The organism is Rhodococcoides kyotonense (genome assembly GCF_001645385.1).
Lineage (GTDB): Bacteria > Actinomycetota > Actinomycetes > Mycobacteriales > Mycobacteriaceae > Rhodococcoides > Rhodococcoides kyotonensis_B.
The window spans coordinates 29,510-43,451 of record NZ_LVHI01000041.1; the positions used below are offsets into that span (position 1 = coordinate 29,510).

General features: G+C 65.7%; 15 protein-coding genes. 7 read left to right on the plus strand and 8 right to left on the minus strand.

Annotated features, from left to right (window positions below; genetic code table 11):
• Nucleotides 1-106: 106 nt before the first annotated feature.
• Nucleotides 107-511: a DUF5319 domain-containing protein gene (locus A3K89_RS24625; protein WP_068432470.1), complete on the plus strand. Its 405-nt coding sequence runs from the start codon at nt 107-109 to the stop codon at nt 509-511.
• 75 nt (nt 512-586) lie between these two features.
• Here A3K89_RS24625 and A3K89_RS24630 read toward each other — a convergent pair whose 3' ends face one another.
• The 4 genes from A3K89_RS24630 to A3K89_RS26635 all read right to left on the minus strand — a co-directional run bounded on the left by A3K89_RS24630 (nt 587) and on the right by A3K89_RS26635 (nt 3,226).
• Nucleotides 587-1,597: an anti-sigma-D factor RsdA gene (locus A3K89_RS24630; RefSeq protein ID WP_068432159.1), complete on the minus strand. Its 1,011-nt coding sequence runs from the start codon at nt 1,595-1,597 to the stop codon at nt 587-589.
• Nucleotides 1,590-2,168, minus strand: a complete 579-nt coding sequence (locus A3K89_RS24635; RefSeq protein ID WP_068432163.1) for a sigma-70 family RNA polymerase sigma factor — start codon at nt 2,166-2,168, stop codon at nt 1,590-1,592. The genes A3K89_RS24630 and A3K89_RS24635 overlap by 8 nt, the downstream gene beginning before the upstream one ends.
• Nucleotides 2,169-2,291: 123 nt before the next feature.
• Nucleotides 2,292-3,107, minus strand: coding sequence for a hypothetical protein (locus tag A3K89_RS24640; protein WP_068432166.1), 816 nt, complete (start codon nt 3,105-3,107; stop codon nt 2,292-2,294).
• Nucleotides 3,104-3,226, minus strand: a complete 123-nt coding sequence (locus tag A3K89_RS26635; protein ID WP_302050747.1) for a hypothetical protein — start codon at nt 3,224-3,226, stop codon at nt 3,104-3,106. The genes A3K89_RS24640 and A3K89_RS26635 overlap by 4 nt, the downstream gene beginning before the upstream one ends.
• 585 nt (nt 3,227-3,811) lie before the next feature.
• Here A3K89_RS26635 and A3K89_RS24645 point away from each other — a divergent pair.
• From A3K89_RS24645 to A3K89_RS26755, 5 genes are all read left to right on the plus strand, one after another.
• Nucleotides 3,812-4,105 (plus strand): WhiB family transcriptional regulator, encoded by a 294-nt coding sequence (locus A3K89_RS24645; protein WP_068432169.1) that lies wholly within the window; start codon nt 3,812-3,814, stop codon nt 4,103-4,105.
• A 259-nt stretch (nt 4,106-4,364) separates the two neighbouring features.
• The gene (ahpC, locus tag A3K89_RS24650; RefSeq protein WP_068432471.1) at nt 4,365-4,928 is read left to right on the plus strand and encodes an alkyl hydroperoxide reductase subunit C; all 564 of its coding nucleotides are present in this window, start codon (nt 4,365-4,367) and stop codon (nt 4,926-4,928) included.
• Between the two features lie 138 nt (nt 4,929-5,066).
• Entirely contained in the window at nt 5,067-6,653 is a 1,587-nt protein-coding gene (ahpF, locus tag A3K89_RS24655; RefSeq protein WP_068432172.1) for an alkyl hydroperoxide reductase subunit F, read from the plus strand.
• Between the two features lie 95 nt (nt 6,654-6,748).
• The gene (locus A3K89_RS24660) at nt 6,749-7,765 is read left to right on the plus strand and encodes an alpha/beta fold hydrolase (RefSeq protein ID WP_367946716.1); all 1,017 of its coding nucleotides are present in this window, start codon (nt 6,749-6,751) and stop codon (nt 7,763-7,765) included.
• Nucleotides 7,732-8,238 (plus strand): adenylate/guanylate cyclase domain-containing protein, encoded by a 507-nt coding sequence (locus A3K89_RS26755; protein ID WP_371828823.1) that lies wholly within the window; start codon nt 7,732-7,734, stop codon nt 8,236-8,238. Before A3K89_RS24660 ends, A3K89_RS26755 begins: the two co-directional genes overlap by 34 nt.
• A 59-nt stretch (nt 8,239-8,297) precedes the next feature.
• Here A3K89_RS26755 and groL read toward each other — a convergent pair whose 3' ends face one another.
• The 4 genes from groL to A3K89_RS24680 all read right to left on the minus strand — a co-directional run bounded on the left by groL (nt 8,298) and on the right by A3K89_RS24680 (nt 12,150).
• A complete protein-coding gene (groL, locus tag A3K89_RS24665) occupies nt 8,298-9,911 on the minus strand; it encodes a chaperonin GroEL (RefSeq protein WP_068432175.1) in 1,614 nt (537 codons plus the stop codon).
• Nucleotides 9,912-10,003: 92 nt separating this feature from the next.
• Nucleotides 10,004-10,303 carry a co-chaperone GroES gene (groES, locus tag A3K89_RS24670; protein WP_008718149.1) on the minus strand — a complete coding sequence of 100 codons (300 nt, stop codon included), beginning with the start codon at nt 10,301-10,303 and terminating at the stop codon, nt 10,004-10,006.
• 194 nt (nt 10,304-10,497) lie between these two features.
• Nucleotides 10,498-11,556: an LLM class flavin-dependent oxidoreductase gene (locus tag A3K89_RS24675; protein ID WP_068432178.1), complete on the minus strand. Its 1,059-nt coding sequence runs from the start codon at nt 11,554-11,556 to the stop codon at nt 10,498-10,500.
• Between the two features lie 9 nt (nt 11,557-11,565).
• Entirely contained in the window at nt 11,566-12,150 is a 585-nt protein-coding gene (locus A3K89_RS24680) for a potassium channel family protein (RefSeq protein WP_084424113.1), read from the minus strand.
• 148 nt (nt 12,151-12,298) lie between these two features.
• Here A3K89_RS24680 and A3K89_RS24685 point away from each other — a divergent pair, with 148 nt between their 5' ends.
• The gene (locus A3K89_RS24685; protein WP_068432181.1) at nt 12,299-13,942 is read left to right on the plus strand and encodes an Hsp70 family protein; all 1,644 of its coding nucleotides are present in this window, start codon (nt 12,299-12,301) and stop codon (nt 13,940-13,942) included.

Below are 13,942 nucleotides of genomic sequence, written 5' to 3' on the forward strand. Positions count from 1 at the left end.
GGGCACTCCGCTGCATGCACCCGGAACCCTTGCCGACGTCCCGGATATTCCCGCGCGAGAGCCGAACAGCTGGCGCATACCCACCGATCCTGCGTACCGTGGAGGCGTGCGCGATCAATTGCCTCCAGGTCTACCGCCGGACCCCTTCGCCGGAGACCCAGCCGACCCCTCGGCCGCCCTCGATGCCATCGAGCCGGGCCAGCCGCTGGATCCTCAGGAGCGGCTCGCCGTCGAGGAGGATCTTGCCGACCTCGCCGTCTACGAAGCACTCCTGGGCCACCGAGGCATTCGCGGCCTCGTCGTGTGCTGCGAGGACTGCCAGCAGGACCACTATCACGACTGGGACATGCTGCGAGCCAACCTGCTGCAGCTACTCGTCGACGGCACCGTCCGTCCCCACGAGCCCGCCTACGACCCCGTCCCCGACGCGTACGTCACGTGGGACTACTGCCGCGGCTACGCCGACGCGTCGATGAACGACGCGCTGCAGGGCGACGGCTTCGAGAACTAGCACTTCGGACACGAAGAAGCCCGGCTCCGATGTTCGGAGCCGGGCTTCTTCGTGTGTCGAGCTCTGGGTGGCTGATCAGCCGCCGTTCTGAGAGGTGTCGATCCGCGGCGACGAGACATCGGCACCGGTGGATCCACTCGCCGACGCCGTGGTCGGGCTCGGCTCGTTCAGAATCGTCGGAGCAGGCGGCACAGTGGTTTGCGTGACCTGAGGCAGCGACGGCTCCTGGCTGATCGGACCGCTGGTATCCGTCGGCGGTACCTGACCGGTCGACGTCACCACGGGCGGAACATCCGGGACCGACGTCGTCGGAATCCCCGGCAGTATCGGAGACTGCAGAACATCGGGCGACGGCAGCTGCGGAATCACCGTCTGCACGGGCGGTACGGGCGGGAACGTCGGGATCAGCGCCTGCAACTGCTCGTTGAGTCGCTGCAACCAGATCTCAAGATCCGACTTCTGGCTCGGGTCGATGACACCGCCGCTGGTCTGCGATGCGCCGTCGAGCAGCGCGCGTGCACCGTCGACGTCACCGGCAGCGATCAGCTCCTCTGCCTGAGACAGCTTCGTCGTCGTATCGATCTGCGCGACAGTGGAATCCGCCTGCTGCGAGAAGACGACCGACTTGACGCTCCACAGTGGATCGCCCGGCGCAGAGTTGTACGAGAAGACCACGAGCCCACCGAGGACCACGGCGATCGCGGCGGCTGCTCCGGCGACCGGTCGCAGCAGTCCGGAACGGGTCCGCGATCGAGCCTTGCGGTTCATTCCAGCGGCACGGATCTCTTCGTCCACCGCGGCGGCGACGTCATCGAGCGAGGGGCCGGTAGGTAGAGCCGGTGTCGTGACCTCGGCTCGCCAGCCCGCGAGCAGCAGCGCGAGCTGGTACTCGTCGGCATTGTCGGTGGCGATGGGGCCGTCGCCGCGAATGGCTTCGATGAACTCGTCGTCCCGGCGTACCGACGCGATGTCCACGGGACCCGTCTCCGACGCCGAATCCGCGTACGCGCTGTCGGCGGGAGTGGCAGCCGACCCGTCGGGTCGACCGATACGGGGAATGCCATCGCGGCCGTTGTTCCTAGCCATACATTTCACCCGCCTTCACGACTTCGTTCTTCAACTTCGCGATGGCTCGGTGTTGAGCCACGCGGATGGCACCTGCAGTACTGCCCACCGCGGCTGCTGTCTCCTCCGCCGACAGTCCGACGATCAAACGAAGCACGAGAATCTCTCGATGCTTCGCCGGGAGAGTGTCCAGCAATGCGGTCATCTGTCTACTCGACTCGGACTCCAGAGCACGCTGCTCGGGACCGTGTTCCGTGGACACGACATCTGGTACTTCGGCGGCCGGGTCCGATTTGTTACGCGACGCGCTTCGATGCGCATCTGCGACCTTGTGAGCGGCAATTCCGTATACGAATGCCATGAACGGCCGACCTTGATCCTGGTACCGCGGCAGGGCGGTCATGACTGCCAAGCAGACCTCCTGCGCAACGTCGTCCGCCGAGAGTTGACCACGCTCGGCGGACCCGACTCGCGCACGGCAGTACCGCACGACGAGTGGACGGATTATTTCCAGTACCCGGGAGAGTGCGGCACGCTCGCCCTGCGCTGCGGCAGCGACGAAGGAGTCCAACTCCTCACCCGTGTTGTTCATCGCTCAAGGAATCCCCGCGTTACAGCGACGCCGTCGGCCTTCGACAGGCGTATCCACCCCAGGTGGAACCTTGTAAGGATAGCGACCTCGCCGCTCCCGGATCGAACCATGCGGTCCGCAATCTCACGAAGCAGCGACGAAGCCACCGCGGTGCGCGAGAAGCGCCCGGCACTCCGCCACGATCGACTGCGCAGGCGTTACCTCACCGAGACCGCACAGCAGCATCGCCGACGCCCACGCCAAGGGAACGAGCCCGTGCTCCGAGCAGGCCTCGAGCACCGCCCTCGCGCCGTCCACCGCCGTCCGAACCTCGCCCGCGGAACTCAGGGCCGCGGCCACTATCAGATCGGTCTTCACCCTGTGACGTAACGAATCGGTATCGGAGGCACGGTCGCGCGCGTCGTACGCGTGCCGGACGGCGGCGGGCCCGTCGCCCGACATCATCGCGAGTTCGGCGGACACCCAGAGCTCCCGCAACCGACACCGCCACAGGCCGTCGGATTCGGCGTCGCCCAGGACTTGCCTCGACCTCGCCAGCAACATGGCAGCACGGGCGAAGCCCCCTGACCCGAGTGCGTCGGCGGCGAGTCCGGTCAACGCGTCGCAGCGTGCTTCCAGAACGAGGAGCGACGACGGCTCCCGAGGCAGACCCACTCGAGCGAGAGCGGACCCGTCGTGGCGTGCGGCGTCCGCGTGTCGGCCGACCTGGCGCAGCCACGACGCACGCGTCGACGACGCGAGCGAGGCCAGGGCGTCGTCGGTCCGCCCGACGCGTTCGAGCGCGTCGAGTTCCGCAGCTGCCTGGCTGTATCGCCCTTGGCCGCCGAGTGCCACGGCACGGTCCCATCGCTCGGACGGCGTACGGGCCGACGGCAACGGCCACGCACCTGGAACGTGCCCCCACGCAGCGTCTCGCAATGCCACTGCCGCACCTGTCACGTCGGCAACAGTACTGCGCCCTCCGCCCGATCCCGGCCGTCGCGGTCGATCGGTACCCGGTATTCGGTCGAATCAACTGCTTCGCCGAGATTGTCCGGCCGTTTCACGCTTTGTTTCATGGAATTAACAAAAAGGGCGAGTTACGCGCAGATGAGCATTTTCTGACATTCATGTGGCCGTCAGGTTAATCGCCGACGTCGCACTGCTCCGAAAAAGACCGGCTTCGATTCGAGTCTCGCGCGGACGCTCATCGACGACAGGACGGTTTCCACCGCGTCGTGTGGAGATCGCATGCGGAGAACGCGGCGTCGACCGACTGCGCCAGAACGGCGTCGAGCAGCGGAAACACAAACAGCGTCGATATCGTCAGCGCCGACGTGACAGGTGCCCGGTCCTATCGAGAACGCACCCATGGTCTCGCGACTCCACGACTTTTTCAACACGAAACGCACGCACGAAATCGTCGCGAAGTAAATGTCCGGCGCGTTAATTTATCGAGTTCGCCTATGGAAATGGCCACGTTCGCGCGGCATTGACGTCATTTCGCCGCCCAACATAACGTTGTTTCCGTTCGACAGAGATTCGAGAAGTCTCCCGCGAATCACGACAGCAGAAACGGCCCCTGCGGCTCATGAGGCGTCAGCGGCACCACACCGAGGTGCGGCTGCTCCACACGAGGCAAGCACAACACCCTAGGAGTTCCCATGCCACAGCCGAACCACCTCCCTGGGCCCAACGCCGACATCTGGGATTGGCAGATGCACGGCGTGTGCCGTGGAGTCGACTCGTCGATGTTCTTCCATCCCGACGGTGAACGCGGACGCGCCCGCGCACAGCGCGAGATGCGCGCCAAGGAGATGTGCCGCACCTGCCCCGTACTGGCTCAGTGCCGAACGCACGCACTGAGTGTCGCCGAGCCCTACGGCATCTGGGGCGGAATGTCGGAGACCGAGCGCGAGATGCACGCACGGCACGCGCGCCGCCGCATCGCGGTCTAGACGAGCCAGGCGCACAACCGATCGACCACCGAGAACGGCCCCCTTCGTCACGGAAGGGGGCCGTTTTCGTTCGGCCACTCGGTGGTCGACTATGGGTTCGCTCACATACCACCCTGATTTGAACGGTTCCAGAAACCGATTGCAGGGCTTATAGCCGGGCGCTATCGAAGATCGCGGGATCATCGATTGGTGCGATCAATCTTCGGTCGTTAGGGTCGAAAACCGACACACCAACAACCGAGAACGAATGAGGCTGTACATGTCGCTCATCAACAAGAAGATCAAGCCCTTCACCGCGGAGGCCTTCAAAGACGGTGCGTTCGTGACCGTTTCGAACGAGGACATCACGGGCAAGTGGGCCATCTTCTTCTTCTACCCGGCCGATTTCACGTTCGTGTGCCCCACCGAATTGGGCGATCTCGCCGATCACCACGAAGAACTGCAGCGCCTCGGCGTCGAGGTGTTCTCCGTCTCCACCGACACGCACTTCACGCACAAGGCGTGGCACGCGTCGTCCGACACCATCGGCAAGATCAAGTACACGATGATCGGTGACCCGACTCTGAAGATCAGCACCGACTTCGAGGTGCTCCGCGAAGAGCAGGGCCTCGCAGACCGCGGCACCTTCCTCGTCGACCCGGACGGCGTCGTCCAGTTCACCGAGGTCACCGCAGAAGGCATCGGCCGCAACGCTGCCGAGCTGCTCCGCAAGGTCAAGGCCGCGCAGTACGTTCGCTCGCACCCGGGCGAGGTCTGCCCCGCGAAGTGGGAAGAGGGCGAAGACACCCTGGCCCCGTCGCTGGAGCTCGTCGGCAAGATCTGATCCACGCGACAGCAAGCATGCGGCGGCACGGGGCGTTCGTCCCGTGCCGCCCGCATCTTCCCTGTTCGGATCGCTCGGCTCGAGCCGAGAAGTTCGCCGACCGAAGTGACCGCCCTTTCAATCACAGGAGTAACACTCGTGCTCGAAGCCGCCCTCGCCACTCAACTGAAGTCGTTGCTGGAGAAGGTCACTCAGCCCATCGAGCTGGTGTCCTCGCTCGACGACAAGCCCAAGTCCGTCGAACTCGGAGACCTGCTCGACCAGATCGCCGGCCTGTCCGAGTCGGTCACCCACTCGCGCACCGGCACCGATCCTCGACGTCCGTCGTTCGCTATCCGTCGCGTCGGCACCGACATCGAGGTGCAGTTCGCCGGCATCCCCCTCGGTCACGAATTCACATCCCTCGTGCTCGCGCTTCTGCAGGTCGGTGGACACCCCTCCAAGGAAGACGCCGCTCTGCTCGCTCAGGTGCGAGACCTCGAGGGCGACTTCTACTTCGAGACCTACTTCTCGCTGTCGTGCCAGAACTGCCCGGACGTCGTGCAGGCACTGAACGTGATGGCCGTCCTCAACGCGAACGTCAAGCACATCGCGATCGACGGCGCCCTGTTCCAGGACGAGGTCGACGATCGCGGCGTCATGGCCGTGCCGTCGGTGTTCCTCAACGGTGAGCCGTTCGGATCCGGACGCATGACTCTCGAACAGATCGTCGGCAAGCTCGACACCGGTTCCGCCGAGCGCACCGCGACCGCGATCTCGGAGAAGGACCCTTTCGACGTCCTCGTCGTCGGCGGAGGCCCTGCAGGAGCGACCGCGGCGATCTACGCCGCCCGCAAGGGAATTCGCACCGGTGTCGTCGCCGAACGCTTCGGCGGACAGGTGCTGGACACGATGGGCATCGAGAACTTCGCGTCCGTCGCCTACACCGAAGGCCCCAAGTTCGCAGCCGAGCTGGAGAACCACGTTCGTCAGTACGACGTCGACATCATGAACGTCCAGAACGCCACGAAGCTCACCCCCGCGGCCACCGAGCAGGGCCTCGTCGAGATCGAACTCGAAAGCGGTGCACGCCTGCTCTCGCGCAGCGTCATCCTGTCCACCGGTGCCCGCTGGCGTTCGATGAACGTCCCCGGCGAGACCGAGTACCGCAACAAGGGCGTCACGTACTGCCCGCACTGCGACGGCCCGCTGTTCAAGGGCAAGCGCGTCGCGGTTATCGGTGGCGGTAACTCCGGCGTCGAGGCCGCCATCGACCTCGCGGGCATCGTCGAACACGTGACCCTCGTCGAGTTCGACAGCCAGTTGCGCGCCGACGACGTGCTGCAGCGCAAGCTCCGCAGCCTGCCGAACGTCGACATTCTGCTCAGCACGCTGAGCACCGAGGTCATCGGCGACGGCGCCAAGGTCACCGGTCTGGCCTTCACCGATCGGACCACCGACACCTCTCACTCGGTCGCTCTCGACGGCGTGTTCGTCCAGATCGGTCTGCTCCCCAACACCGAATGGCTGTCCGGCAGCGTGGATCTCACTCCTCGCGGGGAGATCGTCGTCGACGATCACGCTCGCACGTCGGTGCCCGGTGTGTTCGCGGCCGGTGACTGCACCACGGCCCCGTACAAGCAGATCATCGTCGCCGCCGGATCGGGCGCGACCGCCGCTCTCGGCGCGTTCGACCACCTGATCCGCACCAGCACCCCGGCCGAGGAATCGGTCGCGGTCGGCTGACCCGTAACGATCCGACGACCCGGTCCGCATGTGCGGGCCGGGTCGTTATGCTTTCGGGCTTCCCACCCGTCGAAACCGGCAACTACCCTGGCGGCATGGACCCGCTGACGACGTGGTACGTCCAGCGCGACGGTCACGCACTCGCCTATCAAGCTGCGGGTGCAGGAAACAGTGCAGTCGTGTGGTACTTCGAGATCGGCCTGCACCCCGACCTGATGTGGACGGACCCACATCTCCACTACCTGCTCGACCGGATCGCTGCACAGAGCCGCACATTCGACCTGCAACGCCGGGGCCTCGGAATGTCCGACCCGGTCGACCGCATCCCCACGCTGGACGAGCAGGCAGAGGACCTGATTGCCGTCATGGACGCGGAAGAGCTCGACTCCGCTGTGGTCTGCGGGACCGGAAGTACGTGCGGTCCCTGTCTGCTCGCAGCCGCACTGCATCCCGACCGGATATCCGGACTGGTGTTGAACACGCCGTTGGTCGAAGGGCTCGTGCGCTCCGACGGCACCGTCCCTCCCGGATGGGAAGGACATGACCTCGCCGGCTATGTGTCGGGCTGGCAGGACGCGTACGACGCCTGGGGTTCGGGGAGCTCTCTGTCCATGTGGGACTCCACGACGAATTCGCCGTTGAACCGCCGCTTGATGGGCTTGCTGGAACGGTCCGCAGCGTCTCCCGCAGTTGCTCGCGTGCACCTCGAATGGACGCTGCGACAGAATCTCTGGGACGTTCTCGGCTCGGTGCAGTGCACCACGCGAATCCTGCAACCGGGTGGATCGCCGCGTCCGCAGTCCGTCGCACAGCGGATAGCCGACGCAATCCCCGGCGCGACGCTGCACGTCCTTCCACCGCCGAACCCGGCGCAGCGCTCGGCGAAGCATGGCTGCCGGTTCTCGAGAACGTCGAGGCGGTGCTCGCACGGGAGGACGCTCGGCCGGTCGACATCGATCGTTTTCTCGGCTGCGTCCTGTTCACCGACATCGTCGACTCGACTTCACTGCTCGCGACGCTCGGTGACCACGACTATCGAGACCTGCGCTCGGCACACGAGCGCGATGTCCGCCTGGCCGTGGACACTGCGGGCGGCCGGTTGGTCAACGTGACCGGTGACGGCACGTTCAGCGTCTTCGACGGCCCGACCGAGGCAGTGCGCTGCGCCGAGACCGTCTGCCGTGATGGCCGGAACCTAGGCTTGGAGGTCCGCGCGGGCGTGCATTCGGGCGCTCTCGAGCGCAGCGGATCCGACCTCACCGGAATGACCGTGCACACCGGGGCACGCATCGGCGCCCTGGCCGGGCCGGGTGAAGTCCTCGTCTCCGGTACCGTCCGCGACCTCACGGGTGGTTCCGGCCTCACCTACACCGAGCGAGGTACGCACACCCTGAAAGGCGTTCCCGGTCGATGGCCTCTCCATGCGTTGACGGCCGACGTCGCCACCCCGGTGCCGCGCCGACGCCCGCGACTCACAGCCGTGGATCGTGCTGTTCTCGCCTCGGCCCGACGCATACCGTCGGCGCTTCGGGCGGCCGCACGCGTCGCGTACGTGTGGCAGCGACGACGCAGCCATCGACAGTGAACACGCAGAACGGCCCCCTTCCGGGTTCGGAAGGGGCCGTTCTGCGTGTTACGAGTCGATCAGTGGCTGTGACCGTGGCCGGCAGCCGGCTCTTCCTCGTCGGCAGGCTTCTCGACGACGGCGCTCTCCGTCGTAAGGATCATGCGTGCGACGGAAGCAGCGTTGACGACGGCGGAACGCGTCACCTTGACCGGGTCGACGACGCCGTCGGCGAGCAGGTCACCGTAGGTGAGTGTCGCTGCGTTGAAGCCGTGCCCTGCACCCAGCTCGGCAACCTTGGAGACGACGACGGACCCGTCGATGCCCGCGTTGGTCGCGATCCAGAACAGCGGCGCGTTGAGTGCGTCGCGAACCACGGCGACACCGGTGGCCTCGTCGCCCGACAGCCCGAGGTTGTCTGCGAGCGACAGAGCAGCCTGCGTCAGGGCGGTACCACCACCGGGGACGATTCCTTCCTCGACAGCAGCCTTGGCTGCGCTGACCGCGTCCTCGACACGGAACTTGCGTTCCTTCAGCTCGGTCTCGGTGGCAGCGCCGACCTTGATGACGGCGACGCCGCCCGACAGCTTCGCAAGGCGCTCTTCGAGCTTCTCGCGATCCCACTCGGAGTCGGTGGCTTCGATCTCACGACGCAGCTGACCGACGCGAGCGTCGATGTCGTCCTGCGTGCCCGCGCCGTCGACGATGGTGGTCTCGTCCTTGGTGACGACGACGCGACGTGCCTTGCCGAGGAGCTCCAGACCGGCTTCCTTCAGGCTGAGGCCGACATCGGAGGTGATGACCGTACCGGCGGTGACGACGGCGAGGTCGTCGAGGAACGCCTTGCGACGGTCCCCGAAGAACGGCGCCTTCACGGCGACGGCCTTGATCGTCTTGCGGATCGAGTTGACGACGAGCGTCGACAGAACTTCGCCTTCGGTGTCCTCGGCGATGATCAGCAACGGCTTGCCGCTCTCGGCGACCTTCTCGAGCAGCGGAAGGAAGTCGGGAAGCGACGTGATCTTCTCGCGGTACAGCAGCACGAAGGCGTCTTCGAGGACTGCCTGCTGCGCGTCGACGTCGGTGACGAAGTACGGCGACAGGTAACCCTTGTCGAACTGCACGCCCTCGGTGACGGCCAGTTCGGTGTTCAGAGTCGACGACTCCTCGACCGTGACGACGCCGTCCGCGCCGACGCGGGTGAGCGCCTCGCCGACGAGCTCGCCGATCTCGGGATCGCGCGACGACACGGTGGCGACCTGCGCGATCGCTTCCTTGCCGTCGACGGGCGTCGACGCGGCGAGAAGCGCCTCGGCAACCTTGTCGGCCGCTTTCGCGATGCCGGAGCCGAGTGCGATCGGGTTCGCGCCCGCCGCGATGTTCTTCAGACCGCCGCGGACGAGAGCCTGCGCGAGCACGGTCGCGGTCGTCGTTCCGTCACCGGCGACGTCGTTGGTCTTCGTTGCGACGCTCTTGACCAGCTGCGCGCCGAGGTTCTCGAACGGGTCTTCCAGTTCGACCTCGCGAGCGATCGAGACGCCGTCGTTGGTCACCGTCGGGCCACCGAATGCCTTGGCCAGTACGACGTGCCGTCCACGCGGGCCGAGCGTCACCTTGACGGCGTCGGCGAGCTTGTCGACGCCACGCTCGAGAGCGCGGCGCGCGTTCTCGTTGAATTCGATTTGCTTGGACATCTCTTGGGGCAACTCCTTCGAGGAGGAAAGTACGTGAACGCAGTCCGCCCCGGGACCGAGTGAGTCGGGCTCCGGGGCGGAAGGCGTGAGGCTTACTTGGCGATGACAGCCAGCACGTCGCGTGCCGACAGGATCAGGTACTCCTCGCCGGCGTACTTGATCTCGGTGCCGCCGTACTTGCTGTAGATGACGGTGTCGCCTTCTTTGACGTCGACCGGGATGCGGTTGCCCTTCTCGGTGACACGGCCTTCGCCGACGGCGACGACGGTGCCTTCCTGAGGCTTTTCCTTGGCTGTGTCGGGGATGACCAGACCAGAGGCGGTCGTCGTCTCGGCCTCGTTGGCCTGGACGAGGATCTTGTCCTCGAGCGGCTTGATTTTCACGCTCGCCACGTTGAGCCCTCCATTGGGTACGGGGTACGCGTTCGGGGTCGGATCCCCGAACTGCTGTATCTGTCTTCTACTTCGACGGCTCTGTGCTCGTTCCCGTCGTCGCGGGTGCCGGGACTTCGCTCAGCGCTGACTAGCACTCTATACACGCGAGTGCCAGCACTCAAGGTTTAGGTTCGCCAGAATCGCCGACGGCGCTACGCCTCCAGCGAAAATCCCGCCATCGCGTCGCGCACACGCGGCGCAACTTCCTTACCGAGCAATTCGATCGCGCGCAGCACCTTCTCGTGCGGAAGTGTCCCGACGCTGATGTGCAGCATGAAGCGTTCCAGTCCGAGTTCCTGCGCCGTGCGCACGATCTTGTCGGCCACGACGTCGGGGTCGCCGATGAACAGCGATCCGTCAGGTGAGCGAGAGTCGTCGAACGACGCCCTCGAGATCGGCCCCCATCCGCGCTCGCGGCCGATGTGCGACATCGCGACTCGATAGGGAGGAAAGAACTCTTCGGCCGCGGATTCGGTGTCGTCGCCGACGTAACCGTGCGCGTGAACGGCGATCGGTGCCGGGCTCATGCCGTACTCGGTCAGCGCCTGACGATGCAGATCGGCGAAGGGAGCGAACCGTGCCGGCTCGCCACCGATGATCGCCAGTGCCATGGGCAGACCGTACGACGCCGCCCGAATCACGGATTCGGGATTGCCACCGACGCCGACCCACACCGGCAGCGGATTCTGGAACGGCCGCGGATAGACCGCATGATCGACCAGCGCACTCCGATGCGTACCGGACCACGTCACTCGCTCGGAGTCGCGGATGGCCACGAGCAGGTCGAGCTTCTCGGCGAACAGTTCGTCGTAGTCGGCGAGGTCGTATCCGAAGAGCGGGAACGATTCGACGAACGAACCGCGACCGGCGATAATCTCCGCACGTCCGGACGACATCTGGTCGAGCGTCGCGAAATCCTGGAACACACGGACGGGATCGTCGGAACTGAGAACGGTGACCGCGCTCGTGAGACGGATCTCGCGCGTCGACCCGGCGATGACTCCGAGTACGACAGCGGGCGACGACGCCGCGAAGTCCTCACGGTGATGTTCACCGACGCCGTAGATGTCGAGCCCGCCTGCTTCGGCCTGCTGCGCTTCCTCCACTACTTGACGCAGACGGTCTCCGTGGGAGGTGGTCAAGTTCGTCTGCGGGTCCGGATACGTCTCGACGAAAGTGGTGACACCCAGTTCGAAGGGCTGTGTACTCATGACACGAGGTTAGTGTTTGCGGCGCGCCTGTCCTCGTCGGATGGCTGCGACGAACAATCTGCCGCCGAGCGCGATGATCAACAGATTGCAGACCATCTGCACGGTGACGATGGCGCGCGTGAAATCGGTCGAGGCTGCGATATCGCCGAATCCGACGGTCGCGAACACCGACATCGTGAAATAGAGGCTTCCCATTCTGGAGACCGGTTCGGTGAAATTCTGAGAGGACGCTGCATAGGCCAGGTAATAAACGGTCGAAAAACCGATCAGATATGCCGGAATCACGGCCGCGAGGGCTTCGACGGCCTGAACCGCCGGATAGTCGGATCGAATCACCCTGACCACCTGCCACACGCAGACGACACCCACGACGACGAGTACCAGCGCGAGCAGAGCCACCGTCGTGATGTCCCTGATGTCCTTCATCGGAACGACGAAGTAGACCGTGGTCAGGACGAGGGCGGTGACGAGCGGCCGTGCGATCGCGCGTCGCAACAATGCTCGACGCTGCTGGTCGGTCAACGCCGAATAGGGGTTGCGTTCGTCCATGATCACCTCGATGGCTCCGACGAAAACAGCGAACTTCCTTGTCATAGCGTTTTTCGAGTGCCGAGTTTCACATACGCGGGAATTGTTCTGTAACGTTAAGATAACGGGGCGTGATAGTCGGCGCAGAGCTGTGCGCGCGAAAAGCAGAAATTCTCGGGGCGCGATGACCGACGAACAGGGCAGGAGGTGCACGATGCGAGTCGGACTCGGAGTCTCGACGGGAACCGAAGTCGTGTGCGCCGCCCTCGTCGTCGCCGAGGACGACGGCTCGACCACCGTCGAGTACCGCACGGTGTCGGCCGATTCTCAAGCGAACACCGACATCGGGGAGCTCGTGGCCTCCGCCGTCGAGCTGATGACGTCGTTGGCGCCCGTCTCTGCCGGTCACGGCACACATTCGACCGAACGGCACCAGCCGGACGCGATCTCCGTGTCGTACCGCACTCCCGAACAGGCAGCGTCGATACGGTCGGCACTTGCGCAGTCCCGCCGCACCGTCGCCTTGATTCCGGAGACCACCGCTGCCCATGCGTTCCTGGCCGAATCCGGTCTCATCGCCCGCTACGGCAACGTCGCGATCGTCGACGTCGGCGCGTCCGGCACCACCGTGTCGGTCGTGGACTCGTCGTCGGGCGTCGTGCATGCAAGCGAGCGCACCGACACCTTCGGTGGTGACGTCGTCGACACACTGGTCAAGGACCTCGTTCACGGCGATCCCACCCGCCGCCGCGACGTGCGTGACGACCTTCGCGACGAACGCGGCGTCGGTTCGGCCCGCTACCGTTCGACGAAGGAACACCTGTCCACCCAAGATTCGGTCGACCTCGGCACGTCCACCGTGAGCCGGGCAGATCTCGATGCCGCGATGCGCCCGCTGGTGACGACCGTGGCACAGACTGCGGGCCGTCTCGCCACCGATCACGACGTCGATGCAGAGGCCGTCGTGCTGGTCGGCGGCGGCGCGAACACGCCGTCGATCCGCACCGTGTTCGAGGCAGTGCTCGGCGTGCCGGTTCTCGTGGTGTCCGAACCCGACACGGTTCTCGCACAGGGAGCCGCGCAGGTGTCCCTCACCGGAACCGGGCATCTGTACCCCACCATCGGTGCGCGCGGCGACGGCCAGACGAAGTCCGTCGGCCGCTTCTCGGGCGCACTGGTCGGCGCGCTCGTCGTCGGCGGAATCGTCCTGGCATACGGCGTGCAGATGTTGGTGCCGTCCGACGACGCGGGCTACTCCCCCGCAGGCTCCGCTTCCCCGTCGCAGCCGCAGACGTCTCAGGTCGGCGAGGAGGTGCCGAACGCGACGACCGGCACTTCGTCGGCAGCCACCTCGCGTGAGCCCGCCCCCGCCCTGTCGACCGACAGCGATGCGTCGTACTCGCAGCGGCCGACGTCGCCAGATGCCGTCCCGGCCACGCCTGCTCCGTCGTCGACCCGCACGCCGACACTGCATCCGGCGCCGGACCTGCCGCTCATCCCGTACCCGGCACAGCCGACCGAACCGTCGACGCCGCCGGTGACCCGGACGCCGGAATCGTCGACGCCTCCTCCGCCCGAGAGCACGACCGAACCCGTGAGTCCCACGCCGTCGCCGGGAGGACCGACAGAAAACCCGTCCGACACACCGTCGAACTCGCCGTCGGAGCCGACGGAGCCGACGGCCATCGTGACCGTGCCGTCCATACCGACCACGGTCGTCGACAGCTCACCCACGTCACCGGAATTGGCTCCGCCGCCCACCGTGTGGTCCCCGCCTGCACCCACGCCCAGCGCGTCCGCGCAGCCTGCGCCCACGACGGCGTCGCAACCGAACCCGACCACCACGTCGAGCGAGTAG